Source organism: Streptococcus sp. A34 (assembly GCF_043674115.1).
Classification (GTDB): domain Bacteria; phylum Bacillota; class Bacilli; order Lactobacillales; family Streptococcaceae; genus Streptococcus; species Streptococcus suis_V.
This window is the reverse complement of sequence record NZ_JBIMJM010000016.1, coordinates 1-24,328: the sequence shown is the minus strand read 5'-3', so window position 1 is coordinate 24,328 and position 24,328 is coordinate 1. Positions and strand designations below refer to the sequence as shown.

At 43.3% G+C, this 24,328-nt stretch carries 23 protein-coding genes and 1 pseudogene; 17 read left to right on the top strand and 7 right to left on the bottom strand.

Going from position 1 to position 24,328, the window contains the following annotated elements:
- Window positions 1-42: 42 nt before the first annotated feature.
- The 6 genes from ACHBGV_RS05605 (at window position 43) to nrdI (ending at window position 6,203) form a co-directional block, all read left to right on the top strand.
- Entirely contained in the window at window positions 43-1,392 is a 1,350-nt protein-coding gene (locus tag ACHBGV_RS05605; RefSeq protein WP_394735840.1) for a metallophosphoesterase, read from the top strand.
- A gap of 138 nt (window positions 1,393-1,530) precedes the next feature.
- Window positions 1,531-2,442 carry an aldo/keto reductase family oxidoreductase gene (locus ACHBGV_RS05600; RefSeq protein ID WP_125266286.1) on the top strand — a complete coding sequence of 304 codons (912 nt, stop codon included), beginning with the start codon at window positions 1,531-1,533 and terminating at the stop codon, window positions 2,440-2,442.
- 8 nt (window positions 2,443-2,450) lie between these two features.
- Window positions 2,451-2,903: a GNAT family N-acetyltransferase gene (locus ACHBGV_RS05595; RefSeq protein ID WP_394735839.1), complete on the top strand. Its 453-nt coding sequence runs from the start codon at window positions 2,451-2,453 to the stop codon at window positions 2,901-2,903.
- A gap of 94 nt (window positions 2,904-2,997) precedes the next feature.
- Window positions 2,998-4,749, top strand: a complete 1,752-nt coding sequence (gene aspS / locus ACHBGV_RS05590) for an aspartate--tRNA ligase (RefSeq protein WP_172079473.1) — start codon at window positions 2,998-3,000, stop codon at window positions 4,747-4,749.
- Window positions 4,736-5,674 carry a YitT family protein gene (locus ACHBGV_RS05585; protein WP_394719332.1) on the top strand — a complete coding sequence of 313 codons (939 nt, stop codon included), beginning with the start codon at window positions 4,736-4,738 and terminating at the stop codon, window positions 5,672-5,674. Before aspS ends, ACHBGV_RS05585 begins: the two co-directional genes overlap by 14 nt.
- Before the next feature lie 76 nt (window positions 5,675-5,750).
- A complete protein-coding gene (gene nrdI, locus ACHBGV_RS05580) occupies window positions 5,751-6,203 on the top strand; it encodes a class Ib ribonucleoside-diphosphate reductase assembly flavoprotein NrdI (protein ID WP_105160376.1) in 453 nt (150 codons plus the stop codon).
- A 148-nt stretch (window positions 6,204-6,351) separates the two neighbouring features.
- Here the strand turns inward: nrdI and pulA are convergent, their stop codons facing one another.
- The 6 genes from pulA to ACHBGV_RS05550 all read right to left on the bottom strand — a co-directional run bounded on the left by pulA (window position 6,352) and on the right by ACHBGV_RS05550 (window position 13,846).
- Window positions 6,352-8,403: a type I pullulanase gene (pulA, locus tag ACHBGV_RS05575; protein ID WP_394735838.1), complete on the bottom strand. Its 2,052-nt coding sequence runs from the start codon at window positions 8,401-8,403 to the stop codon at window positions 6,352-6,354.
- Between the two features lie 23 nt (window positions 8,404-8,426).
- On the bottom strand, window positions 8,427-9,410 hold the full coding sequence (locus ACHBGV_RS05570; protein WP_105110258.1) for a LacI family DNA-binding transcriptional regulator: 984 nt from the start codon (window positions 9,408-9,410) through the stop codon (window positions 8,427-8,429).
- A 9-nt stretch (window positions 9,411-9,419) separates the two neighbouring features.
- A complete protein-coding gene (locus ACHBGV_RS05565) occupies window positions 9,420-10,202 on the bottom strand; it encodes a hypothetical protein (protein ID WP_105122415.1) in 783 nt (260 codons plus the stop codon).
- A 118-nt stretch (window positions 10,203-10,320) separates the two neighbouring features.
- On the bottom strand, window positions 10,321-11,160 hold the full coding sequence (locus tag ACHBGV_RS05560; protein ID WP_105110256.1) for a sugar ABC transporter permease: 840 nt from the start codon (window positions 11,158-11,160) through the stop codon (window positions 10,321-10,323).
- Window position 11,161: 1 nt separating this feature from the next.
- Window positions 11,162-12,451, bottom strand: coding sequence for a sugar ABC transporter permease (locus ACHBGV_RS05555; RefSeq protein ID WP_105122414.1), 1,290 nt, complete (start codon window positions 12,449-12,451; stop codon window positions 11,162-11,164).
- Window positions 12,452-12,589: 138 nt separating this feature from the next.
- Window positions 12,590-13,846 carry an extracellular solute-binding protein gene (locus ACHBGV_RS05550; protein ID WP_105110255.1) on the bottom strand — a complete coding sequence of 419 codons (1,257 nt, stop codon included), beginning with the start codon at window positions 13,844-13,846 and terminating at the stop codon, window positions 12,590-12,592.
- Window positions 13,847-14,168: 322 nt separating this feature from the next.
- Here ACHBGV_RS05550 and malQ point away from each other — a divergent pair, with 322 nt between their 5' ends.
- The 10 genes and pseudogenes from malQ (at window position 14,169) to ACHBGV_RS05500 (ending at window position 23,383) form a co-directional block, all read left to right on the top strand.
- The gene (gene malQ / locus ACHBGV_RS05545; protein ID WP_394735837.1) at window positions 14,169-15,683 is read left to right on the top strand and encodes a 4-alpha-glucanotransferase; all 1,515 of its coding nucleotides are present in this window, start codon (window positions 14,169-14,171) and stop codon (window positions 15,681-15,683) included.
- A 110-nt stretch (window positions 15,684-15,793) separates the two neighbouring features.
- Window positions 15,794-16,705: an XRE family transcriptional regulator gene (locus tag ACHBGV_RS05540; protein WP_394735836.1), complete on the top strand. Its 912-nt coding sequence runs from the start codon at window positions 15,794-15,796 to the stop codon at window positions 16,703-16,705.
- Between the two features lie 13 nt (window positions 16,706-16,718).
- Complete coding sequence (locus ACHBGV_RS05535; RefSeq protein WP_257103910.1) at window positions 16,719-17,630, top strand: XRE family transcriptional regulator; 912 nt, start codon at window positions 16,719-16,721, stop codon at window positions 17,628-17,630.
- 91 nt (window positions 17,631-17,721) lie between these two features.
- Window positions 17,722-17,874: a hypothetical protein gene (locus ACHBGV_RS05530; protein WP_161943822.1), complete on the top strand. Its 153-nt coding sequence runs from the start codon at window positions 17,722-17,724 to the stop codon at window positions 17,872-17,874.
- A gap of 521 nt (window positions 17,875-18,395) precedes the next feature.
- Window positions 18,396-19,010 carry an ATP-binding cassette domain-containing protein gene (locus tag ACHBGV_RS05525; RefSeq protein ID WP_394735835.1) on the top strand — a complete coding sequence of 205 codons (615 nt, stop codon included), beginning with the start codon at window positions 18,396-18,398 and terminating at the stop codon, window positions 19,008-19,010.
- Complete coding sequence (locus ACHBGV_RS05520) at window positions 19,010-20,161, top strand: hypothetical protein (protein WP_394735834.1); 1,152 nt, start codon at window positions 19,010-19,012, stop codon at window positions 20,159-20,161. The genes ACHBGV_RS05525 and ACHBGV_RS05520 overlap by 1 nt, the downstream gene beginning before the upstream one ends.
- 2 nt (window positions 20,162-20,163) lie before the next feature.
- Window positions 20,164-20,358: pseudogene (locus tag ACHBGV_RS05515) on the top strand (lactococcin 972 family bacteriocin); the annotation flags it as partial.
- 59 nt (window positions 20,359-20,417) lie between these two features.
- Window positions 20,418-22,448 carry a bacteriocin-associated integral membrane family protein gene (locus ACHBGV_RS05510; RefSeq protein ID WP_394735833.1) on the top strand — a complete coding sequence of 677 codons (2,031 nt, stop codon included), beginning with the start codon at window positions 20,418-20,420 and terminating at the stop codon, window positions 22,446-22,448.
- A gap of 1 nt (window position 22,449) precedes the next feature.
- Window positions 22,450-23,091 (top strand): ABC transporter ATP-binding protein, encoded by a 642-nt coding sequence (locus ACHBGV_RS05505; protein WP_105110248.1) that lies wholly within the window; start codon window positions 22,450-22,452, stop codon window positions 23,089-23,091.
- A complete protein-coding gene (locus ACHBGV_RS05500) occupies window positions 23,084-23,383 on the top strand; it encodes a hypothetical protein (protein WP_105110247.1) in 300 nt (99 codons plus the stop codon). The genes ACHBGV_RS05505 and ACHBGV_RS05500 overlap by 8 nt, the downstream gene beginning before the upstream one ends.
- Before the next feature lie 39 nt (window positions 23,384-23,422).
- Here ACHBGV_RS05500 and ACHBGV_RS05495 read toward each other — a convergent pair whose 3' ends face one another.
- Window positions 23,423-23,608 carry a hypothetical protein gene (locus ACHBGV_RS05495; protein ID WP_105110246.1) on the bottom strand — a complete coding sequence of 62 codons (186 nt, stop codon included), beginning with the start codon at window positions 23,606-23,608 and terminating at the stop codon, window positions 23,423-23,425.
- An 89-nt stretch (window positions 23,609-23,697) separates the two neighbouring features.
- On the opposite strand from ACHBGV_RS05495, the gene ACHBGV_RS05490 reads away from it, so the two are divergent.
- Window positions 23,698-24,216 (top strand): hypothetical protein, encoded by a 519-nt coding sequence (locus ACHBGV_RS05490; RefSeq protein WP_105110245.1) that lies wholly within the window; start codon window positions 23,698-23,700, stop codon window positions 24,214-24,216.
- Window positions 24,217-24,328: the final 112 nt, after the last annotated feature.

The window sequence follows — 24,328 nt, the reverse complement described above, 5'->3', positions numbered from 1 at the left end:
CCTTTTCTTGTTGGTAAATGTTATCAGTGATATACTGGGACTATGAAGAAAACGATAATCTTAACTGGTTTGTTACTCAGTATTTTGTTAATTTTGAACTTCACTACTCAACAGCAGGTCGTTGCATATCCGAATCGAAATTTGACCAAGGAGGATCAAATTTGGATTATCAGTGATCTCCATTATCTGTCACCAACTTTATTTGATACTGGCGAGGCTTTCTCCTATATCGAAAAGACGGCTGCTGGTAAGGAGCTCCGCTATGGAAAAGAGCGGATGGATGCTCTTTTGGAGCAGGTCAAACGGGATAAGCCCAAGCATTTGCTGGTCAGTGGAGATTTGACCCTCAATGGTGAAAAGCAGAGCATGCTGGAGTTGGCGGAGTATTTTGGGAAGATGGAGAAAGCTGGTACCCAGGTGCAGGTGATACCAGGAAATCATGATATAGCCAGTGGCTGGGCGCGCGCCTTTAAGGGAGACCAGCAGGAAGTGGTTGCTCAGGTTTCCCATAAGGATTTTGCGGAGATTTTTGTAGATTTTGGTTATAATCAAGCGGCCAATCGCGATGCCCATTCTCTTAGTTATTTGAGCAAGGTTTCTTCTAATCTGTGGTTTATCATGCTGGATTCCAATATCTACAGCGATGGGATGGGAAAAGGAGGTCCAAAGACCAATGGTCGGATCAAGAAGGAGACGCTAGACTGGATGGAGGAGCAGTTGCAGGCGGCTGAAGAGGCTGGTGTCCAGGCCCTTCCAGTTGTACACCACAATGTCCTTCGGCAGCACCACATGCTGTCCAAAGGCTATACTCTGGATAATACGATAGATGTCAAGCGGCTATTGGATCGCTATGGGGTTCAATTTGGTTTTTCTGGCCATACGCATGCCCAGAACATTGTTTCAGAGGACCTTGGAAAGACCACTTATACTGAGGTGGTGAACGGAGCCTTCTCAGTCTATCCTGCTGTAATAGGTCAGGTGACTGTGGATAAGTCTGGCTTAGATTATCAAAAAGGGCAATTGGATACGGCTTTTTGGGCAAAAAAAGCTCAGCCTACAAATCCAGATTTGCGTGAATTAACAGCTCATATGCAGTCTGTTTTTGACAATAGTAGCGACATTATGGTCCACCGGATGATGCACGATGAGGGTTGGTACTCTACGGAGGTTGCGGAGAGCATTTCTCGGTTTATGGTACCAGTCAATCGCGCTTACTTTTCTGGTGAAAAGATTGACCAGAATTGGTTGGCAAAGGATGTTTATTCTAGCCAGGCTTATAAGGAGCTAAGCAAGGTCAATCCTAAGAGTTTCCTTTATGATTATGCCGAACATATCTTTTTACGAAGTCAAGAAAGGGATGTGGAGAAGTTTTTTATGGAAATGAAACCCTAGTTTTCCACAGAAAATGTCATTTTTACACGAGTTTTCCACAGTTTGTGCAAAACTCGTTCATAGATTTTCAAAACCCGGCATTTGTCGGGTTTTTGTGCTATAATGGGAATAGAAAAACGTTTTCAAAAGGAGTATCCAATGCAAGAATTAGGACAAACAGGTTTACAGGTATCACGGATTGCTTTGGGCTGTATGCGCATGGTAGCCCTGTCAGATCAGGAAGCTAGTCGGGTCTTAGAGACCAGTCTGGAAGAGAGAATAAACTTTTTCGATCACGCCGATATTTATGGTGGCGGTCAATCGGAAATCCGCTTTGCCTCTGCCATGAAGGAGCTGGGTATCAGGCGCGAGGACATCATTCTCCAGTCCAAATGCGGTATCCGCAAGGGCTATTTTGATTTTTCAAAAGACTATATTTTGCAGTCGGTTGATGGGATTTTAGAGCGCTTGGATACGGACTATCTGGATGTGCTATGTTTGCACCGACCGGATGCTTTGATGGAGGCAGAGGAGGTAGCTGAAGCCTTCTATTTGCTAGAAAAAGCCGGTAAGGTTCGCCATTTTGGCGTCAGCAACCAGAATATTTACCAGATGGAACTGCTCCAGTCCTATTTGGATAAGCCCTTGGCTGTAAATCAACTCCAGTTGTCGCCTGCCCATACGCCTCTGATTGATGCGGGTCTCCATGTCAATATGAAAGATGATGTGGCTACGATGCGGGATGGTGGACTGATTGATTATTGCCAGCTCAAAAAAGTCACTATTCAGGCTTGGTCCCCCTTCTTGATTGACTTACAAAAGGGGATTTTTGCTAACCATCCAGACTATACAGAGCTCAATCGCACCCTTGAGGAAATAGCAGAGCGGTACCATGTTTCACATGAAACAATTGTCGTAGCTTGGATACTGCGGCATCCTGCGAAGATTCAGACCATTGCCGGTTCTATGAATGTAGATCGTTTGAAACGGATTGCTCAGGCCAACAAGTTTGAACTGACTCGTCCGGAATGGTACGATATTTACAAGAGTGCAGGCAATTTCTTACCTTAGGAGGGGATATGAATTGGGAAATCAAGGCCTTTGACCAATTAAGTTTACAGGAGCTTTACAGCATCTTGACACTGCGAACGGATGTCTTTGTTGTAGAACAAGCTTGTCCCTATCCTGAAGTTGATGGAAAGGATTTAAACTGTCTTCATCTTTTGGGAACTGATGAAGGAGAGTTAGTAGCTTACTTGAGAATCTTGCCGGCTGGTCTAAGTTATGATGAAGTTTCCATCGGTCGTGTGGTCATCAAGGCAAGCCATCGTGGTAAAGGATTGGGTCGGCCTATGATGGAGCAAGCTATCGCTTACATTACAACCGAGTGGAAGGAAAGTCTGATTAAAATCGGGGCTCAAGCCTATTTGGAAAGATTCTATCAATCGCTTGGCTTCGAACCAGTTTCAGAAGTCTATCTAGAGGACGATATTCTGCATTTGGATATGGTATATAGTAAACCAGTCGGTTAGGGCTGGTTTTTCGATTTTTCTCGGCAATTTCCCCCAAAAATTAGCCATTTTATGGTAGAATGAATAGGTATAAAATCAGTAAAAGAGGAAGAATATGAAACGTTCTATGTATGCAGGACGTGTTCGAAAGGAACATGTCGGACAGGAAATTACTTTGAAAGGTTGGGTTGGCCGCCGTCGTGACTTGGGTGGCTTGATTTTCATTGACTTACGTGACCGTGAAGGTATTATGCAATTGGTGATTAATCCTGAGTCAGTTGATGCGGAATTGATGGCAAAGGCAGAGGGACTTCGCTCTGAATTTGTTATTGAGGTGACAGGAACAGTAGTGGAGCGTGAGCAAGCTAATGACAATATCCCAACAGGAGCTGTTGAACTACAAGTATCCTGTTTGACAGTGTTGAACACGGCCAAGACGACTCCATTTGAAATCAAGGACGGGATTGAAGCTAGTGATGATACCCGCCTTCGTTACCGTTATTTGGATCTTCGTCGTCCAGAAATGCTCAACAACTTCAAATTGCGTGCAGCCGTAACCCACAGCATTCGTAACTACCTAGACGAGCTTGAATTTATCGATGTGGAAACACCAATGTTGACCAAGTCAACGCCAGAAGGTGCGCGTGACTACTTGGTGCCATCTCGTGTATCAAAAGGTCATTTCTATGCCCTTCCGCAAAGTCCGCAGATTACTAAGCAGCTCTTGATGAATGCAGGTTTTGACCGCTACTACCAAATCGTTAAGTGTTTCCGTGATGAAGACTTGCGTGGGGACCGTCAACCTGAGTTTACACAGGTGGATTTGGAAACCTCATTCTTGAATGAAGTTGAGATCCAAGACATAGTAGAGGGTTTGATTGCCAAGGTCTTGAAAGATACCAAAGGAATCGATGTGACCTTGCCCTTCCCACGTATGTCATATGACCATGCGATGAACTTCTATGGTTCTGACAAACCAGATACTCGTTTTGAGATGCTTTTGCAAGACTTGACAGAGGTTGTCAAGGAAGTTGACTTTAAAGTCTTCTCAGAAGCACCAGTTGTCAAAGCCATTGTGGTCAAGGGTGCGGCGGATAGCTACTCACGTAAAGACATTGATAAATTAACAGAATACGCTAAACAATTTGGTGCCAAAGGTCTTGCTTGGGTTAAAGTAGACAAGGGAGAATTAACGGGCCCAGTTGCTAAGTTCTTGACAGACATTACAGCAAACTTGACAGCAAGTTTACAACTTGAAGACAAGGACCTAGTTCTCTTTGTGGCAGATAAATTGGAAGTTGCCAACAATACCTTGGGTGCCTTGCGTAATCGCTTGGCTAAAGAGCAGGGATTGATTGACGAAAGCAAGTTCAACTTCCTCTGGATTGTGGATTGGCCAATGTTTGAGTGGTCTGAAGAAGAAGGTCGCTACATGAGTGCCCACCACCCATTCACCTTGCCTACAGAAGAAACGGCTCATCATTTGGATGGTGATTTGGCACAGGTGCGTGCAGTTGCCTACGATATTGTCTTGAATGGTTATGAGTTGGGCGGCGGTAGCCTTCGTATCAACCAAAAAGACATGCAAGAACGGATGTTCAAGGCTCTTGGTTTCTCAGCTGAGGATGCCCATGAGCAGTTTGGTTTCTTGCTCGAAGCTATGGACTACGGTTTCCCACCACACGGTGGCTTGGCTATCGGTTTGGACCGTTTTGTCATGCTCTTGGCAGGTGAGGACAATATCCGTGAAGTAATTGCCTTTCCGAAGAATAACAAGGCATCAGATCCGATGACACAGGCACCAAGTACGGTTGCATCAGCTCAATTAGAGGAATTGGCTTTAGATATTACACTTGAAAATGAATAAATTTTTCAGAAAACAGCGTGTTCTTTTCTTAAGAAAGGCCAGAAAGAATAAATTTTGGTCAGTTATTTCGGGGATTTCTCGAGAAAAATATGCAGAACGGATATCGGGGTCCATTATTTATGGACTCCTATCTAGTATTGCGGTGAATTTTTTCTTTCGACCAGGGAATGTCTATTCGTCTGGAGTTACTGGTCTTGCACAGATTGTTTCTGCTCTGGCAGCTTCTTACGCTGGTTGGAATGTATCGATTGCGGTGGTTTACTACGGCCTGAACATTCCCTTGCTTATCTTAGCTTGGTATAAAATTGGTTATAAATTTACTATCTTTACCTTTATTACGGTATCCTTCAGTTCTTTCTTTATCCAATTTATGCCGCCAGTTACCCTGACGACGGATCCATTAGTAAATGCTATTTTTGGTGGTCTCATGCTGGGAACTGGAATTGGATTTGCGCTTAGGAACAATGTATCCAGTGGTGGTACTGATATTGTCTCTATTATTATTCGCAAGAAGACGGGACGACAAGTTGGCTCCATTTCCTTGATTGTCAACATTATGATTATGTTAATTGCAGGGATGACCTTTGGCTGGCAATATGCCCTGTATTCAATGATTGCGCTGTTTATCTCCAGTCGGATGACCGATGCGATTTTCGTGAAACAAAAACGAATGCAGGCTATGATTATTACCAATCAGCCTGAGCGGGTTATCAAACAAATTCACAAAAAACTCAATCGTGGAGTGACCATCATCAATGGTGCGGAGGGTGCCTACAATCATGAGCAAAAGACTGTTCTAATTGTCATAATCACTCGTGCTGAGTTTAGTGAATTTAAGCAAATTATGAAAAAGGCAGATTCTCAGGCTTTTGTATCCGTAGCGGATAATGTCAATATAATTGGTCGGTTTGTGGAAAGTGACTAATTGACAAAAAACTACATATAGGAGTACAATAGTATTTGTATTCTATATGTAGTGTTTTTCTTCGGAGAGGAGACTTATGAAACCAACTGTTTACCTAGTTTATATTAGCCTGAGTGGCAATACAGAGAGTTTTGTGAAACGTCTAAAGTCTTTTTTCCAATTTCAAACTGACTGGGAGATTGAGCTAGTTCATATCAAAGATTTGGTCAAGCAGGACATTCCCTTTTACCAGCTGGATGCTCCTTTTGTCGCCTTTCTTCCTACTTATCTGGAGGGCGGAAATGGTGTCGATAACGGAGATGTGGAGATTCTGACCAATCCTTTAGGCGATTTTATCGCTTTTGGGGACAATGCAGAGCTCTGTCTGGGTGTGGTTGGTTCAGGCAATCGCAATTTCAACAACCAATATTGCTTGACTGCCAAGCAGTATTCTGAGCGCTTTGGATTCCCTGTTATTGATACCTTTGAACTTCGAGGTATGCAGAATGATATTGAGAGAATTGGTCGGAAAATCATAGACTTAATGTAAGATGAACAACCCAGTCAAGAACTGGGTTGCTTTATATCATGCAAAAAACTCACCAGCATAAGCTGATGAGTTCTAAGGAGATATGAAAAATATTTAGGATTGACTATAGTATACTCTAGGGGGGCAGTTCAGACATCGGTCTAAAGTCCTATTTAGTTTCCAAAATACAAATGCTTTGTCCAGCAAGGGTGATTTGTTGGGCTTTATTATCGTCAACGGGTGGGAAGCTGAAACGAATGGTTCGTTCTTCTTCATTTTCAAAAACAAAATCGCTATCCGCAAAGTTGATAATAAACTGGATAGTCTTGTCGCCATTTGTGACTTGATAGCGGAGGACATACTCAGTCAACCAGTAGAAGTCACAGGTTTCTTGGATGGTTTCATAGCTGTTCTGGCTGAGAATTGGATTGTCCTTCCGGAAGGCAATTAACTCTTGAATAAATTGAATATGTTCCTTATAACGAATTGCCCGTGTCCAGTCTAGGCGATTGATTCTATCCGGAATATTGTAGCTATTATCAATCTCATCTTTGGTACGGAAGAATTCTTGTCCGCTATGGATAAAGGCCATTCCTTGAGAAATGAGGACCAATTGTAGCCCAAAGCTTGCAGCTCGTTTTTGTTTCTGAGGTGTCCAGTCTGGATGTTCAATATGGAAGTAGTCAAAGGCTGTCGCATTATCATGACACTCGATGTAGTTCAGTGACTGTTGCGGTGCGATGAAGTGGCTGTAGCGGCTTCCAGTCAGGAGATGCTGCACTTTTTCGTGTAGTTGTTTATCAACTAGACGGGTAGGGTTGAGCAAGAGTTTCTTGAAGGTATCTCGATAGTCATCGTTGAAGAAACTCACTTCTGGGAGCTGGTCTGCATTGTACTGGTGGGCCAGTTTTTCATAGTCTAGACCAGTTGCCATTTTCCAACCTTCGCCATAGAGATAGATATTTGGATGAATGGCTGACAATTCCTCTTGGATTTGGTTGATGGTTTGGCTGTCCAAAATGCCCATCAAGTCGAAACGGAAGCCATCAAAACCATAGATACTAGTCCATTGGCGGAGGGATTGCTTGATGTAGTTGCGGACCATGCTGCGTTCGCTAGCGACATCGTTGCCACAGAAAGTACCATCCGTCCGCATACCATGTTCGTTGTAACGGTAGAAATAACCAGGGACAATCAGTTCAAATGCGTATTTCTCAGCATGATAAACATGGTTGTAAACAACGTCCATATTGACGGAAATATCGGCATCGTGATAGGCTTGGATGGCCTCTTGGAGTTCTAGAATGCGGGCATAGGGGTCATTTGGTAGGCTGGAGAAGGAGCCTTCTGGCAGGTTGTACTGCATAGGGTCGTAACCCCAGTTATAAACAGCTTGGGGTTTATTTTCATCTACACTTCCAAAATCATAAACAGGAAGAAGCTGAATATGGGTAACGCCCAGATCTTTGATATAGTCCATTCCCAGTTTCATACCGTCCAAGACAGGTGATTCGGTCAGACCGAGGAATTGGCTACGGTGTTTGAAGCCAGCTTCTGTCTGCCAAGAGAAATCGCGGACGCTCATTTCATAGACAATAGCTTGAGAAATCGGTCGTTGGGTCTTGGCGCGACGCACCTTGTGGAGTTTATTTGGGTTGATGACATAGCTATCACCAGAGTTTGCCTTGGATGAAAGAGCGTAGGGGTCATGAACAGAAATCCACTCGCCATTGACTTTGTGGAGATAGTGGTAGCTTTGACTGTCCAAATCACCCTCTACTGTGACCTGCCAGACACCTTTTGAACCCTTTTTCATAGTATATGGTGTCCCTTCAAGGACTAAAAATACCTGCTTGGAGATAGGTGCCCAGAGTTTGAAACTTGTGGACTGCGGGCTATAAGTTGCCCCCAAATCACTGCCATCATAGGTATAGTTTTGTTCGAAAATAGCAGAGCGGACAATGTGACCATAGCCTAGCTCTATTTTATTGCGGTCTTGGTCGTAAATGGTATAGTCCTTGTCCAAATTTAAGGCGTGTAGGCTGGTCAGATAGTAGAGAACCAGGTTTTCTACCTCCAGACAGGAATGAATGAAAAGTTGAGATGTGGCATCGTCGGACTCGAGGGAAAAACTCATGTGCTCGGTATCAAATCGTTTTTCCATAACCAAGCGAATAGTAGCTACATCATCTAGAAATGCTTGAAATTGTCTTAATGCCATGAGCCGAATGGCTCCTTTCTAAGTTAAAGTTCAGTAATCGTATGCGGAATGACACGACGGTAGCAAACCTGCTTGTCTTCCTTATTGTCGCTGATGATTTGGTGGAGGGTATTGAAGGCCACGCGTCCCAGCTTGATGGCGTGGACATCGACATAGGCTTCAATATCCAATTTTGGTTTGACAGAGTCAAAGGAGATGATAGGGAGTTTTGTACCGACTTCGTTGAGGTATTTGACAATCCCTTCTGCCACCATGGTATCGGTTGTGACGATAGCATCAATATCTTGTTTGAGTAATTTTTTTGAAATCTTGTAGGAACTGTCTTCCAATAGGAAACCAGACACAAACTTGACCTTGTTTTCATCAAGAGGGATATTATGAGATTTGAGGGCGTTTTTATAGCCAGTATAGCGGTCTTGGGAAACGACTAATTCCCTGTTCCCAGCGACAAAGGCAATATTCTTGTAGCCCTTATTGATAAAGTAATTGGTCGCTTCAAATCCAGCCTGGATATTGTCATTGTCGACTAGGGAGATAAATGGAGAATCTGCCTTACCGAGAATGAGGAAGGGAAACTTATGCTGAATGGCTAGCTGGACCAGTGGGTCATCTGGCTTGGAATAAAGGAAAATTAGACCATCAACTCGTTTTCCGTAGACCATCTGAGAAATAGCTTCCAATCGCTGCTCTTCATTTTTTCCCGTAGAAATTTGAATCGCATAATTGTGGTCAGCAGCCACCTGTGAAATGCCACGCAGGGCTGTTGGGAAGAAAGGGTTTTGGTAGAAGATATCAGAATCTTCAGGAAGTATCAAGCCAATCACTTGTGTGTAGCTGGAAACCAGACTACGAGCATTGAGATTTGGGTGGTAGTTAAGGTCCGCCATAGCCTTTCTAACTAGGTCTTTGGTTTTTTGACTAATAGAAGAGCTGTTTTGGATGACGCGGGTCACCGTAGACGGCGACACACCAGCCAGTTTGGCTACGTCCTTGATGGTTGCACGCATAGGAACCTCCTAAAGTTGATTACGGAATTTTGTTTTGAAAAATACCCACAAGAGACAGAGGACAAAGAGGATATTTTGAATGGTTAAGATAGTTGTTACAGGCTGACCAAAGAGTCCAATCAAGCAGGCAATCAGACTTGGCACACCCAGGCAATTCAGGGCGAAGTTATAGCACTCCTTGAAGGTTTCAAAGTGGAAGAAACGAGATTTCTTGGTCAGATAGAGAAAGAGACTGGCCCCCAAGAGGATAAAGAGTAGATTGGCTGCCAAGATAAAGCTTGATACCAGGCTGATACCCAGCCCAATCAAAGCCTTGTTTGCCTGGTACCAATTTTTAGAGATGGCCTTGGTTAGCTTTTCCTTACTAGAAAAATCATCGGCGGTCATGCCAGTGTAACCCAGCTCAGCCAAGGTATCGCTGCCCTTGCGAATGGTCAGCATGTCCTGGCCAAATTGATAGGAAAAATCCGAGCTCTGGCTGACTTGATTGCCAAAGGTGATTTGGTCTGAAATGCCCTGTCCTGTGTAGGTCAATTGATTGTTTTCCAGCTGGCTATGTTGCTGTAAATCCTCGACCACCTGGTCTGTCAGTGGTGCATAAACACCCTCGACAAAATTGTCCAAAGGATAGCTTTCTAGACTCAAGGTCTGTAAGGAAGTCGGCAGGACCAAGAGGGCCACCAAAAAGACGGTGGTAAAGAGACGCTGCCAGAGAGTCAGCAAGCGACGGTTATCAAACATTTTCCGAGCAGAGAAAATACTGGAAAAATAAGAAAATGGATAAGGCAGCATGGAGTGTCCTTTCTAGGAAGAAGTGTCTATGGTTGAGTCTGTATCTGAACAGCCTTGGTTTCTCGATCAAGTCAAGGCAAAGGATATGACCGAAAAAGGGAAAAGGTGGGATAAGGTACTACCCCTTATCACCACCGCTAGTTAAACCAGATACAAAGTTCTTTTGTAGGAAGAAGAATAGAATACTGATTGGGAGGGCGATGAGAACAGCCCCTGCTGCAAAATAGGCAACCTTGAGGTTTTTCACATCTGAGATGAAGGTTTGCAGACCAACGGCAACAGTATAGAATTCTTTTTCACGAAGCAAGAATTTGGAGAGGATGTAATCTCCAAATGGTCCCATGAAGGCCCAGAGTGCTTGTACGGCAATCATTGGGCGTACCAATGGCAGAACGATTTGCCAGAAACGTCTGAAGTGACCAGCACCGTCCAGTTTTGCAGATTCATCCAGAGAGATTGGCACTGTATCGAAGTAGCCTTTCATGAGCCAAGCGTTCATCGGGATACCACCACCAACATAGAGGAAGATGAGGAACCAGCTTTGGTTGAGTGCATTGAGCATGAGGGCCATAACGAAGAAGGCTGTCAGAGCGGCCATGGTTGGCACCATTTGAATAATCAGGAAGAAGACCAAACTCTGCTTACGAGCGATGAAATTATAGCGACTGTAAGCGTATCCCGCTAGTACCACTATACTGGTTTGGATAAGCATTGTCAAAACCGCGATAATCAGCGTGTTGAGGTACCAGGTACCGTAGAGAGTTTCGGTAAAGAGTCCCTTGAAATTGTCCAAGGTAAGTGCTATCGGTTCTAACTTGAAGGCTACCACGTTCCCTGATTTAAAGGCAGACATAATGGTAATCAAGAGAGGATAGATGATAATAATAGACAGGGCAATCAGATAGAGATAGGTCAGGGTTTGCCCTAGTTTGCGTTTGAAACTTACTGACATTTTCATCTTATACATCCTCCATTTCAAAAGCATTTAATTTCTTGAAGGCAATCATGGAAATACTGATGACAATCATGGAAATAATCAAGGTTACGGCAGCCGCCATTGAGTATTGTGGAGCTGTACCTGTGGTCAATTTGTAAATCCAAGAAATCAAGATATCGGTTGAACCAGCACCACCACCGACACTACCAGGACCACCATTGTTAAAGAGATAGATGATCGAGAAGTTGTTGAAGTTGAAGGTGTACTGACTGATCAGAGTAGGAGCAGCCACTGCCAAGATCATTGGCAAGGTAATGCTACGGAATTTTTGAATGGCACTTGCACCATCAATGTAGGCAGCCTCGTACAAATCGTTTGGAATAGATTGCAAAATACCCAAGGTCAAGACATAGATATAAGGGAAACCAAGCCAGGCCTGCATCATGATCAGGGCTACTTTTGTCCAAAACGGATCGGTCTTCCACGGAATCAGGAAATTATCGATAAATGGCAAGAATTTGCTGAGGAAAGGCAAGACCTGAGTGTTGATAGCGCCGACACTATCGTTGAACATGTTACTGAAGGTCAAGATAGTCACAAAGGCAGGTACTGCCCAAGGGAGCAAGAAGATAACACCGAAGATGCGTTTGCCCTTGATAAATGGCTGGTTGGCAACGATAGCCGTAAAGATACCAATGACAATCTGTGCTGTTGATGCTGCCAGAGCCCAGATAATGGTCCAACCAAGGACAGAACCGAAGGCGGCACGGAAGGTGCTGAGTTTCCAAATATTGCTAAAGTTGGTAAAGCCAATCCAGTCTAGAAGAGCACCTGGTGGCAGGTGTTGGAAGTCGTAGTTGGTAAAGGCGATGAAAAGAGTCACCACAACCGGGAAGATGATAGCAAAGGTCATGGCAATGTAAGACGGAATAATCAAGAGATAGGGGAAACCATTCTCATAGATGCCTTTGATCATGTCCTGCAGGCTTGTCGCTACTGGTAGACCAGCATTCCAGCGTTTGGCTGTAGAGTGGGCATCCTTTAGGTTTAGGGCGTAGAAAGCAAGATAGACAACTGTAATGATGAGGTGGAAGGAACCACGGATCAACATGAAGAGGGAGTTGTCACGGCCGCGTTGGCTACCAAGGGTAATCAAGTTTCCAATTTCTCCACCTGCTATTGCAATGAAGTAGACTAGAAAAGCGGCAGTTACACCCAGGAAGATGTAGCCTTTGGCTTTCTGCTTGTTGTAAATCTGTCCCAGTCCAGGAAGGAGGGACATCAGGAGGGCTTTGGTTGGGTTTTGTTTCATATCATAGTCTCCTTAGGTGTTATGGTTATTTGACAGAAGAACCGAGTGCTTCAGTCCTTTTGTGAAACAACCATTACTGGTTATTTCTAACAAAAAAGTGGGGCTAGGCCGCTTGCCCAGCCCTACTTCTATGGTTGATTAGTTGCTGTATTTTTGAGCGATTGTATCTTCAATCAATTTCACAGCGTCAGTTGCAGCTGTTTTAGCGTCTTTTGCACCGCTTGCTGCTTCGAAGAGCATGTTAGCAGCTGGTTCCCAAACTGTGCTCATTTCTGAGATGTTTGGCATTGGTTGAGCTGATGCGAATTGGTTGATAACCGCTGTAGTCAACTCATCGTTTTTGCCAACTGCGTATTCACGAGCTTCTGTGTTAGCAGGAATTTCGTTGGTTGCATCGTAGAAGGCTTTTTGTTGGTCAGTTGATGTCAAGAAATCAACGAGTTTTTGTGCCAATTCAGGGTTTTTAGAACCTGAAGGAACGATCCAAGCTTTACCACCACCGAATGCAGTGTACTGTTTGCCGTCAGCAAGAGTTGGGATAGTTGCTACACCGTAATTGAGGCCTGCGTCTTTGTAAGATGCTGCTTTCCAAGGACCTTCGATGATTGCTGCTGCCTTACCGTCTGTGAATTGTGTGTTGATCAAGTTATTAGCAGCTGAACTGTCTTGGAGACCTTGAGGCCATTTTTCATACCAAGTTTTAGCGTATTCAATCGCCTTGATAGCACCGTCGTTAGCCAAACCGATGTCTTTTGGATCCGTACCGTTAGCACCAAATACATAACCGCCGTAACCGCCAAGCAAACCGTAAGTGTAGTAGAAGTTTGTCCAGTCAGCTAGGAAGGCAGTTGTTTTACCATCTTCCCCTTCAAAAGCGTACTTGCTGTCTTCTGCCAATTTTTCAAGATCCGCAAAGGTTTTTGGAGCTTCTGACAAGAGGTCTTTGTTATAGTAAAGAACCAATGTCTCGATAACAGCTGGTGATCCGTAAACCTTACCACCGTTGCTTACAAGTGCTTTAGTCGTATCGTCTGTCTTGCTAGTGTCAGCCAATGTCAACTCAGACAATTGACCTTCTGAACCAAGGCTACCTACGCGGTCGTATGGTGCCATCATGACGTCTGGAGCCGAACCAGATTGGTTGTCCAATGAAAGGTTGTCAAGACCTGTGAGGGCATCACCTGTTTTAACTGTAACGGTTACACCATTTTCTTCTTCAAAGGCAGCTTTGGCTTCGTTAATGTAGCTTTCGTACTGACCTTCAACGTAGATGGTCAATTCTTTTCCTGCTTCAGCAGAATCAGATGAGCTTGACGAGCTTGAATTTGAACAAGCAGCCAAAACAGCAGTTGATGCAGCGAGAAGAGCAACGCTCTTGAGCAAATTGAGTTTCATATTATTCCCTCCAAGAATAAAGTTTTGATGTTATCGCTTGCTTGTGCAAACGATTTCCTAACGTGAATTAATTATACACCATTATAAAAACGTTTGCAAGCGTTTTTATAAAAATTTTTAAAATTTTTTTCTGCTAATGAATTCAGCACAGAAAAAGTCTTTTATTATCACTCTTTAGAGTTCGAAGCTAGTGATTTATTGAGCAAATTTTCATAGGAATTTTTGAAAGAACTTGATTTGTTACCGTTTACATAGTATAATAGATGGCAAGCAATCGTTTGCGCCCTGACGCAGATAACCATTCATTATAAAGGAGAAAAATATGAAAGTGAGACAAAGTGGAGTACTCATGCACATTTCATCATTGCCAGGTGCCTATGGCATCGGCTCCATGGGGAAATCAGCCTATGAATTTGTAGACTTTTTGGTACGAACCAAGCAACGTTACTGGCAGATTTTGCCATTGGGAACCACCAGTTACGGTGATTCTCCCTATCAATCATTTTCAGCCTTTGCAGGGAATACGCACTTTATTGACTTGGACCTACTGATTGAAGAGGGCTGGTTGACAGAGAAAGATGTGCAGGGTATTGACTTTGGTCAGAGTGCAAAAGAAGTAGATTATGCCAAAGTTTTTACTGCCCGCCGTCCGATTTTGGAGCAGGTTGTTGCCAGTATGAAAGAGGCTGGTTTGCCACAAGACTATTGGAATTTCTTGGGTGAAAATGATTTTTGGATCCATACTTTTGCAGAATATATGGCTATCAAGGAGCATTTTGACAACAAGTCCTGGATTGATTGGGAGGATCAGGGGGCGCGTTTGCGCTATCATGATACCTTGGAATACTACCGTCATCTCTTGGTGGAACGCATCGATTACCACCGCATCACCCAGTATTTATTCTTTAAGCAGTGGCAGGCTTTGAAGGCTTACGCCAATGCCAAAGGGATTGAGTTTGTTGGGGATATGCCCATTTATATCGCGGCAGATTCTGCTGATATGTGGGCCAATCCACATTTCTTTAAGACGGACGAAGAAGGGAAACCGAGCGTAGTTGCGGGTTGTCCACCAGATGCCTTTTCAGAAATCGGTCAGCTTTGGGGCAATCCGATTTACGATTGGGAGGCCATGAAGGCAGATGGTTTTACTTGGTGGGTTGCTCGTCTGCGCGAATCCTTTAAAATCTACGATATGGTACGTATCGACCACTTTATCGGCTTTGCCTCTTTCTGGGAAATTCCTGCGGGCGAAGAAACGGCTGTCAACGGCTATCGTGTTGAGGCGCCGGGCTTTGAATTATTCGATACCATAAAACGCGAGCTGGGCGATTTGAATATCATCGCGGAAGATTTGGGCTCTGTCACAGATAAGGTGATTCAATTACGCGATTGGACTGGTTTCCCAGGCATGAAAGTCTTGCAGTTTGCCTTCGACCCTGAGGGTGACAGCATTGAGATGCCGCACAACCACCGCAATAATGTTGTTGCCTATACAGGCACCCACGATAACGATACAATTAGCGGTTGGTACGAAAGGGAAACAACCCCAGAATCCAGAGCGTTCTTAGACAAATACAGCAATCGATCAGTAGGTGAAAGTATCCACCATGCCCTCTTCCGTCTTCTCTTTGGCTCACCAGCCTTTATGGCGATTGTGACCATGCAAGATTTGCTAGAATTGGACGGGACTGCCCGCATGAACCTACCAAACACCCTCGGTGGTAACTGGACTTGGCGAATGACAGCAGACCAGCTGACACCAGCAGTAGAAGCCAACTTGCTTGACTTGACCGTCACCTACCGACGTGAGAATGTTCTTGTAACAGCTAGTGAATAAGAAACCACAGAAACATCAGCTTAGGCTGGTGTTTTTTGTAAAGGTTTTCACATTGTGTTATACTATATAGGTAATAGGTAAGGATTGAAAATGTGAAATGGAGGGTTGATATGGATTTAGGAAAGAAAATTGAGCAACTGAGGCTAGAAAAAGGTCTTAACCGTCCCGATTTTTGTGGAGATGAATCCGAGTTGACGGTACGGCAATTAGCTCGGATAGAAAGTGGTCAATCGCAGCCCTCTATTCCAAAGTTAGAGTACATTGCCCAGCGTTTAGGCATTCCAGCTTATAGCCTAATGCCAGACTATAAGGAACTACCACAAGGTTATTTGGAACTCAAGTACAAGTTGTTGCGGGAACCGATATATAATAAGGTCGAGGTGTTGGATAAACAGGATGGGTATATCGAAACCATATATAATACCTATTTTGAAGAACTACCTAAGACTGAGCAGCTTATCTGTGAGGCTATGCAGGCTATGGTTGATATGGTGCGGACCAATCAACCAGATTATGCAGTAGCTCTATTGACAGAAAACTTACCACTTCTTATGGCAAAGAAAGTGTGTGATGTCAATGACTTGATTCTTATTCGGCTCTTTTTTGTCCAGCAAACAATAGGAGAGAATACAGTCAGTAGAGTTCAAAACAACTTTGAATCTATCTCGTATTTAATGAAAAAACTAGCCAACAGTCAGACATTTGTTCGATTAGAAGATACTTTTTATTTAAGAGATGCGATTATCTCAGGGCTTGCCTGCTTTGAACTGATAGAATATTATGACGATGCCCCTATCTATATTGATTGTCTTCGTGGAATAATGGAAGAGACGCAAGATTATCAAAAGAAACCTCTCTTGTTTATGCTGGAATGGAAAGCGGCTTTGAAATTAGAGGAAGATTATGAAAAAGCTGAAAAAGTCTACCAGTCAGCCAAATCGTTTGCTCAGGTCATTGGAAATGACTATCTGGCACAGAAATTAGCAGAGGAGTGGCAGAAGGATTTGAAAAAATATTGGTAGGAGGAGGGGTGACATGACTTTAGGGCAAAAAATCGAGCAACTGAGGCTAGAAAAGGGGCTGAGCCGTCCAGATTTTTGTGGAGATGAATCCGAGTTGACGGTACGGCAATTAGCTCGGATAGAAAGTGGTCAATCGCAGCCCTCTATACCTAAGTTAGAGTACATTGCCCAGCGTTTAGGCATTCCAGCCTATAGCCTAATGCCAGACTATAAGGAATTGCCACAGGGCTATCTGGAACTCAAGTACAAGTTGTTGCGGGAGCCGATATATAATAAGGTGGAGGTGTTGGATAAAAAGGAACAATACCTTGATGAAATAGAAGAACTGTATTGTGAACAATTACCACCAGAGGAAACGGTGTGGGTTGAAACGTCAAGAGCGATTTTGGATGTTATTCGCACACAACATCCAGAATATGCGGTAGCCTTATTAGAAACGTATTTACCTGAACTTGAGGAGAAAGAAGTCTTTTCGTTGAAGGATTTAGAACTGATTAGTCTGTATTTCGTCAGTGTATTTGCACATATAAAAAACAAGAAAAATCAGTTATCAGAAATTGGCAAGTTGCAATCGTTCTTATCGCGTTTAATAAAGCATGTCAATCTTGTTCAGCCAGAGCAATTATTTCTTCTGAGTAATGTTATTTTTTCAGGTCTGGCTTGTTTGGATATGCTGGAGTCCTATGAATTTTTTGACCTTTATATTGCTTGTCTTCAAGAAATAATGGAGAAAACACAGGATTTTCAAAAGAAACCTATTTTACTTATGTTGCATTGGAAACATGCTCTTGTTGTGGAGAATAAGTATAGTTTGGCAGAAGGGTTCTATCAAAAAGCAAAACTATTTGCTGATATGATTGAAGATACACATTTGGTAACCATGTTAGAAAAGCAATGGCAAGAAGATTTGAAAAAATATTTGTAACTATAATTTATCGGTGACATGAATGTCATTGGTGTTTTTCGAGAAAGGGGCTATACTCATACTAAAACTTGCTTAGATGAAAGGAATGGGTATGAAAAAATGGGTTTTATTTATGGCTAGTTGTGTTTTCTTACTGATGTCTGTTTTGAAAATACTAGATGGTGAGTGGCTTGCGGCTAGTTGGAAATTGGTCGTTGGATGTCTGGGAGCGATTGTATTTTTCCCTTTTGCGAAAGAAGAGTAGTACAGTGAGTTTGCTATTGTTTCTGTTTTGATACAAAATATAGCAGCGTAAAAGACCGAAATGTTCAGGTCTTTTTTGTATATCATGGGTTTTACGATGACATAAATGTCATTGGTGTTTTTCGAGAAAGAGGATATACTAGACACATAATTAAGGGGAGTGGGAAAGAACTCGACCATTCATAGAAGAGTTCGTCAACAAGTCCTTATTTCAAGTTGTTGAGCTGAAACAGTCTATCCCCAGACTGTTTCATTCCCACCCCGCACAGCTCCAACAGTCAGAGTAGTGACTGTTGGAGGTTGGAGATATAGCGAACAAAGTTCGCATCAGTCGTAGTGGTCAGATTTGGAGTGTAAAACACGAACTGCTGAGATTTGCCTCGCAAATCTTATCTCCCACCTTTAACAGTCCACTGGACTGTTAAAGCCAATCAACCACTGCGCTGAGATGTTGACACTAACGTTGAGAAGCGGTGCTGGGCTTGAGCCCAGCCTCTGCACTTTTTATGAGAGGTGAGGATAATGACTTTAGAGATTAAAAACATGACCATTGCGACACGGCATCCTGTTTTGACGAATTTTTCCTATCAATTCCACAAGGGGAACTTGTACGGCATTGTAGCTACCAACGGTTCTGGAAAGACAACATTTTTCAGAACGGTGGCAGGTTTGCTGGCTCCACTTGCTGGTCGGTCGAGTTGGTCTAGCACTGTTGGTCATCCAAATAGGGACTTGTTTTACTATGAAACGAGCGAATGGTTTGAGGGAAATCTTTCTGGTCTGGACTATTTACGATTTGTCAAACAAACTTGGCAGTCTTCGGTGGACATTGATGCGGTTATTTCCTATTGGGGAATGGAGGAGTATATCCACCTACCTATTCGCCAGTATTCACTGGGGATGAAACAGCGGGTCTTGATTGCCATGTATATGGTCAGCGATGCGACCTATCTCTTGATGGACGAGATTACCAATGGTTTGGATGAAGCGAGTCGAAAACTGTTCTTTAAAGCCTTGCACCAACTTTGCCAAGAAGACAAAATGATTATTTTGACCTCTCATTATAAAGAAGACATTGAAGAATATTGCCATGTGACCTTGAAACTGGTCAATGAAACCATGCAGGAGGTAGAATGATGATCTACAAGAAATTTCTGTTTGCTCAATTAGTAAAAAATAAGTTGACCTATGTACCTCTAGTGCTATTGTTGCTTGCTTGTTTGGGAACCTTGTTCCTCAATTATCAGGCCTCACAAGCCAATAATCTAGGGGCACAAATTCGGCAGAATCAACGGACCAATGCCCAAGCTATCGAGGAAAATAAGGCTCGTTTGGAGAGTCTGGATCCAGAATCGGAGGAATATATTTATATTTCAAAAAGTATAGAAGATGGGCAAGCAATTATTGCCTCGGATGAAGAGTTTCTAAAGGCTTTTACAGCTGGTCAATGGGACCAAGTCTATGACCGTCAGCTAGACTATCTGTCGTCTGCCAAGGCTTCCTTGGAAGCTCATAGTCCTGAAAAGGATGTTTTGGAGGCATTGGATAGGGAGATTGTGTATTATACGGCTCTTTCTAAGATTGACCTACCTTTTGAGGATACCCATTTCCCACATACAGCCTTTCAATTTCTCCCGTCCTTGTTTACCTACATCTTCCCTGCCCTCCTTCCTGTCGGAATTGCTTTTGTCTTGACCAATGTTTATGGAGGTGCCTATGCTGGAAAATTGGACAAGTATCGGATGTTGCCCCTGTTTAGAGGACAACGTATGGTGCAGGAATTAGCAGTTGGCTTTGTTTTTTCTCTTTTGCTATTTGCCTTGGTTTCTCTAACGTCTTTCTTAGTGGCAGGTTTGGTATTTGGTTTTGGAAGTCTTCACTATCCGACACTTTCTTATAGTTTGAATCATTTCCAGCTTTCCTTTGTTAGTATTGGCTCTGTCCTCCTGCCGACCTTGCTTCTCCAAGTTCTCTCCCTTGTCTTCATTAGTAGTCTTGTCTATCTGATTAGCTTGGTGACTAAGAATCGCATGACAGCCCTCTTTTTGTCCACAGTTAGCCTGTTTTCGATGGTCTGGCTACCAAGTCTGCTCAATCCCCTCTTCAAAATTGCCCATCTGCTCCCGACGACCTATATGAGAAGTTTTGAAATTGCAACAGGTGTCTTCCAAAAAAGCATTGAAAACCATACATTGAGATGGGACATGGGAATTCCTGTTATTCTAGTCTGGACTGGACTTATTATTGGTCTGTCCTATGTGTTTTTGGGAAGAACAGATAAGATATAGAAGGAGATTGGACGTACGGAGCAGCAAATGGTGGTGCCTATTCAAACTATTACCACGGTAGTCGCTACCATAGTTCAACAGTGGTAAGTCGATGGACTGGAGCCTCAAGTAAAGGGTATGCACAGGCAGGACAGACCTCTCGTGCATGGATTAGTACAAAACTTGGAGAGCAAGCAGCTTTCTATTATAACTATTAACACAGTACACTTTGCTTGGAACTACTCTTGTAGTTCCAAGCAATTCTTTGGAGGAGATGATGAAACGTTTATTTATTCTAGTGTCGACTGTATTGGTAGCGATTTACCTGGGTATTTCTTTGGCTGGTCAGGTTAGTCTTGTAGAGTTTGGTTCTTATCAGGCAGTGGATGTCATCGGGAAAGATACCAATAGACAGACAGCCAATCGTGACCAGGTGACAGAGGTCTTGACCGACTTGGCAGAGGAACATAAGAGTGTGATTGCTAGACGGATTGTCGAGCCTAATGCTTCTGGGGAAACCAGTTTTACCTACGCCATCTATGGTAGCGGACAGGTTCCAGAAGGTTTGACCGTTTCCTCCAAGGAAAGTGCTGAAACCAGCGACTTGGTTAGTACTTATCTGATTGTTTCAGGAGATTTGGACAACCAAGTCTTGAAAGAAAGCTTGGAATCACTGGGTTACAGTGGCATGGTCCATCATGGCTATTCTCTCTTTAGCATCTTCCTATCCACAGTTGTTTCAGAAGTAGCCATGCTGAGTTTCTTTGTCTTTCTCTTGACCTTCATGGCTCTCACCTTAATCTATCGGATTAAGACCTTACGATTTGCAGGAATTCGTCTGATTTCAGGTGAAAGTTTCTTACAGGTGGTGGCTCGACCTTTATGGGAGGATATTCGTCAGATTGTGATGGCTACATCGGTGGGGGCTATAATCGGACCTCTTATTCTCTATCTTCAAGCTGGATTTTTACTATCCATCTTGCAGGTCTTTTTCCTGGGGCTTTTCCTCTATGCACTGGCTCTTGCTAGTATTTCTGTCCTACTTAGCCTAGTGTATTTCCTGGGGTTGAGGCAAAATAGCTTGGTTGATTTGCTCAAGGGAAAATTTCCTCTCAAACGGATGTTGGCTATGATGATGGTTGGGCAACTTCTGGCTATTTTGGTAGTAGGTTTTAGCTCTAGCCGTCTATTGCAGGGCTATCAGGAAATTCGCTTGCTTGAACAGGCACAGGAAGAATGGGCATTGAGAGATGATTATTACAAATCTGTTTTTAGTTACAGCTCTGCTATGATGACCGAGGAGGAAGTGGCCCAGCAGAATAAAAAGTGGCGAGAGTTTGCGAAAGTACAGCTAGAGACGACAGAAGCCCTCTTTGTGAAAAGCAATGTCGACCAGTACGCCTTCGGTGGCGAGGTGGATCCTGAGGGCAATCGCCTGACGGATTATAATCCTCGTGGCAATGTCATCTACGTATCTCCTCGCTATCTGACAGAGCAGGGAGTGATGGTAGACCAAGCCTTCTTGGAGGAAATGAATCATCTGAGCCTGGGTGAGTATGGTTTGATTTTACCAGCTAGCTTGCGAGAACAAGCTGAGCAAGTACAAAATATGTTCCAGACAGAATTAGAGGCATTTTCCCGACAAAGCCTAGAAAGTAACAGCCAACAGATGTTCGCTACCAAGATAAGTCTGGCCTTTACAGACAGTGGTCAAGAGCGGTTTCTCTACAATGATGGCGATCGGAGCCAGACCCAATATCTGACAGACCCGATTATTGTTGTTTTGACTCCTGAGTCAACAGGTGCGACACCAGTTTCGGATATGTTCTGGGGAACTAGTCTGGATTTAGGGATGAAGTTTGTAGGCTATGAGGCGACTATTGAAGTCATGAAAGAGCAGGGTGTTTATAACTGGGTATCCTATTTGGTGAATCAGCGGTTGGCCTTTGTCAGCGTTTTGAACACCAAGCGAACAGAGTTTTATTCGCTTCTCATCGGTACAGTATTGACACTGGCAACGGCTGTTTTGCTTTTTGATGCGATGAGTTTGCTCTATTTTGAACAATTCAGACGAGAGCTGTTTATCAAGCGTTTGGCCGGAATGACCTTCTATGAACTTCATGGATCTTACCTCCTAGGCCAAGCTGGTGTGTTTGTACTGGGCTTGCTGGTATCAACTTGGTTGACAGGAGATGTGGTTATGAGCGGTCTGACTGTAGGCTTGCTCACCTTAAATGCCCTGGTCATACTGGGAAGACAAGATAAGAAAGAACAAACTGCCAACGTAGCAGTGTTGAAAGGACAATAAAATGATTGAAATTCAGGGATTGGAAAAGCGATTTGAAGAACGGGAGATTTTTTCAAACTTACATCTGACGTTGGAAAGGGGCAAGGTCTATGCTTTAATTGGAAAAAGCGGTAGCGGAAAGACTACCTTGCTAAATATGCTGGCCAAGTTGGAAAAAGCTGACGGCGGACGGATTGATTATCAGGGTCAAGATTTGTCGAAGCTAGCTTCCCAGCAGTTCTTTCGAGATCACATGGGCTACCTCTTCCAAACGATTGGTCTCCTGGATAATCAATCAATCGGAGACAATTTAGACTTGGGATTTGTCGGACAGAAGGTCAAAAAAGAGCAGCGGCAGCGACTACAAAATGAAGCTTTGGAGCAGGTGAACTTGGGCTACTTAGACTTAGAACAAAAGGTTTATACCTTATCGGGAGGTGAAGCCCAGAGGGTTGCCTTGGCCAAGCTTATCTTAAAAAATCCACCACTGATTTTGGCCGATGAACCGACTGCGGCACTCGACCCCAAAAATTCAGAAGAGGTCATGCAACTCTTGACAGGGCTAAAAAATGACAACCGTGTGATTGTCATTGCGACTCATAACCCTGCTGTCTGGGAAAAAGCAGATGTGGTCATTGACATGAAGGAGATTGGACATGGATAAAAAATTTCACTACTATAGAGTTCCAGAATATACGATCGGACGTAGAAAGATGGATATGCTGGTCATTGAAAATTTAACGGATAAGTTGATGTTGTATCAAGTTCGGGTAAATGGTTACTTGCTGGACTTTGTCAGTGCAGAGGGGCACGTAATCAGACGTTATAGACTGAAGGATTTGCCCTTGGATGTCGAATTAACCGTGGCAGATGTGGAAGACGATGTGGATTTGACCTTACCGGAAAATCTGACCTACCGCCAATTTGATTTTTTCCAAAATATTGCCTCTAAATAAAAATCATCTCCTCTAGGTCGAACTTAGAGGAGATTGTTCTTATTTCTTCTGTTTACGGACATAGATCCAGTAGCTGACCCAGTAATAAATCAGGTAGAGCAGCCAGGCTAGAACCGCAAGAGCCAGTAGGCTGTTCAGGACCTTGGAGACGCTTGGGAGAAGCCAGTTTATCAGCAAAGTTGTTACAAAAATCGCTATTCCTGCATAGGTCGGTAGTTTTTTCATCTCAAAGCCCTTCTTTGTGATTATTATATCAAAATTATATTGACAAAACAAATATAAGAGTGTAATATAATGTAAAAAGGAGTATTCTTATGAAAAGACCAATTCATCTCTATATTTTTGTAGCTCTATCAGCTATTGCAAGTCTCTTGCGGGTCTACAATGCATTTTTCTCACATTATAATGAGGAAGCCATGCTTCAACTGGTGCAAAGTGCTCCAAGTATAGACGAAAACTTCCTCATCTATACCAAGGAGGCTATCGGTTTCCAAACAAATCTTATCAATAAGGTTCTGGCAGCGCTTTTGCTGTTGACCGTAGTAGCAACAATCGTCTTCCTCTTCATGAAAAAGAACGAGCAGGCCTCCTTTACCTATCTCGGTTATGTCTTTGGAGCCTTGTTATTTAACACCTACGCCTTTATTGGTGGTAAGGGCTTAGTCTCTATCTTCACGGATGAATTGACCCGCCAAGGAACATCTGCAACCTTGATGGGAGGCTATATTGTCAATATTGTCTTGTTTGCTATCTATTTTGGTGTGACTGTATTTTTCCATTTGCGTAAGCCCAAGGAAAAGCCAAATGCAGCAACCAATGCAACCGACATCTAATAATTAGAAAATGCACAGCCGATGTAGCGTGTGCATTTTTTCTACCATTTGTCAAGTCCATCAAGGTATTTGACGAAAAATATTTTGAGTCTCGTAATCCAAATATGGAAAT

What these genes read in the sequence shown, in the direction of transcription:
- pulA (WP_394735838.1), bottom strand. Translation starts at nt 8,403, where the DNA reads ATGGCATTAAGACAATTTCAAGCATTTCTAGATGATGTAGCTACTATT.
- ACHBGV_RS05530 (WP_161943822.1), top strand. Translation starts at nt 17,722, where the DNA reads ATGAAAAAATGGGTTTTATTTATGGCTAGTTGTGTTTTCTTACTGATG.
- ACHBGV_RS05500 (WP_105110247.1), top strand. Translation starts at nt 23,084, where the DNA reads ATGGATAAAAAATTTCACTACTATAGAGTTCCAGAATATACGATCGGA.
- ACHBGV_RS05555 (WP_105122414.1), bottom strand. Translation starts at nt 12,451, where the DNA reads ATGAAACAAAACCCAACCAAAGCCCTCCTGATGTCCCTCCTTCCTGGA.
- ACHBGV_RS05560 (WP_105110256.1), bottom strand. Translation starts at nt 11,160, where the DNA reads ATGAAAATGTCAGTAAGTTTCAAACGCAAACTAGGGCAAACCCTGACC.
- ACHBGV_RS05495 (WP_105110246.1), bottom strand. Translation starts at nt 23,608, where the DNA reads ATGAAAAAACTACCGACCTATGCAGGAATAGCGATTTTTGTAACAACT.
- ACHBGV_RS05550 (WP_105110255.1), bottom strand. Translation starts at nt 13,846, where the DNA reads ATGAAACTCAATTTGCTCAAGAGCGTTGCTCTTCTCGCTGCATCAACT.
- ACHBGV_RS05605 (WP_394735840.1), top strand. Translation starts at nt 43, where the DNA reads ATGAAGAAAACGATAATCTTAACTGGTTTGTTACTCAGTATTTTGTTA.
- nrdI (WP_105160376.1), top strand. Translation starts at nt 5,751, where the DNA reads ATGAAACCAACTGTTTACCTAGTTTATATTAGCCTGAGTGGCAATACA.
- aspS (WP_172079473.1), top strand. Translation starts at nt 2,998, where the DNA reads ATGAAACGTTCTATGTATGCAGGACGTGTTCGAAAGGAACATGTCGGA.
- ACHBGV_RS05540 (WP_394735836.1), top strand. Translation starts at nt 15,794, where the DNA reads ATGGATTTAGGAAAGAAAATTGAGCAACTGAGGCTAGAAAAAGGTCTT.
- ACHBGV_RS05535 (WP_257103910.1), top strand. Translation starts at nt 16,719, where the DNA reads ATGACTTTAGGGCAAAAAATCGAGCAACTGAGGCTAGAAAAGGGGCTG.
- ACHBGV_RS05525 (WP_394735835.1), top strand. Translation starts at nt 18,396, where the DNA reads ATGACTTTAGAGATTAAAAACATGACCATTGCGACACGGCATCCTGTT.
- ACHBGV_RS05520 (WP_394735834.1), top strand. Translation starts at nt 19,010, where the DNA reads ATGATCTACAAGAAATTTCTGTTTGCTCAATTAGTAAAAAATAAGTTG.
- ACHBGV_RS05565 (WP_105122415.1), bottom strand. Translation starts at nt 10,202, where the DNA reads ATGCTGCCTTATCCATTTTCTTATTTTTCCAGTATTTTCTCTGCTCGG.
- ACHBGV_RS05600 (WP_125266286.1), top strand. Translation starts at nt 1,531, where the DNA reads ATGCAAGAATTAGGACAAACAGGTTTACAGGTATCACGGATTGCTTTG.
- ACHBGV_RS05505 (WP_105110248.1), top strand. Translation starts at nt 22,450, where the DNA reads ATGATTGAAATTCAGGGATTGGAAAAGCGATTTGAAGAACGGGAGATT.
- malQ (WP_394735837.1), top strand. Translation starts at nt 14,169, where the DNA reads ATGAAAGTGAGACAAAGTGGAGTACTCATGCACATTTCATCATTGCCA.
- ACHBGV_RS05595 (WP_394735839.1), top strand. Translation starts at nt 2,451, where the DNA reads ATGAATTGGGAAATCAAGGCCTTTGACCAATTAAGTTTACAGGAGCTT.
- ACHBGV_RS05510 (WP_394735833.1), top strand. Translation starts at nt 20,418, where the DNA reads ATGAAACGTTTATTTATTCTAGTGTCGACTGTATTGGTAGCGATTTAC.
- ACHBGV_RS05490 (WP_105110245.1), top strand. Translation starts at nt 23,698, where the DNA reads ATGAAAAGACCAATTCATCTCTATATTTTTGTAGCTCTATCAGCTATT.
- ACHBGV_RS05570 (WP_105110258.1), bottom strand. Translation starts at nt 9,410, where the DNA reads ATGCGTGCAACCATCAAGGACGTAGCCAAACTGGCTGGTGTGTCGCCG.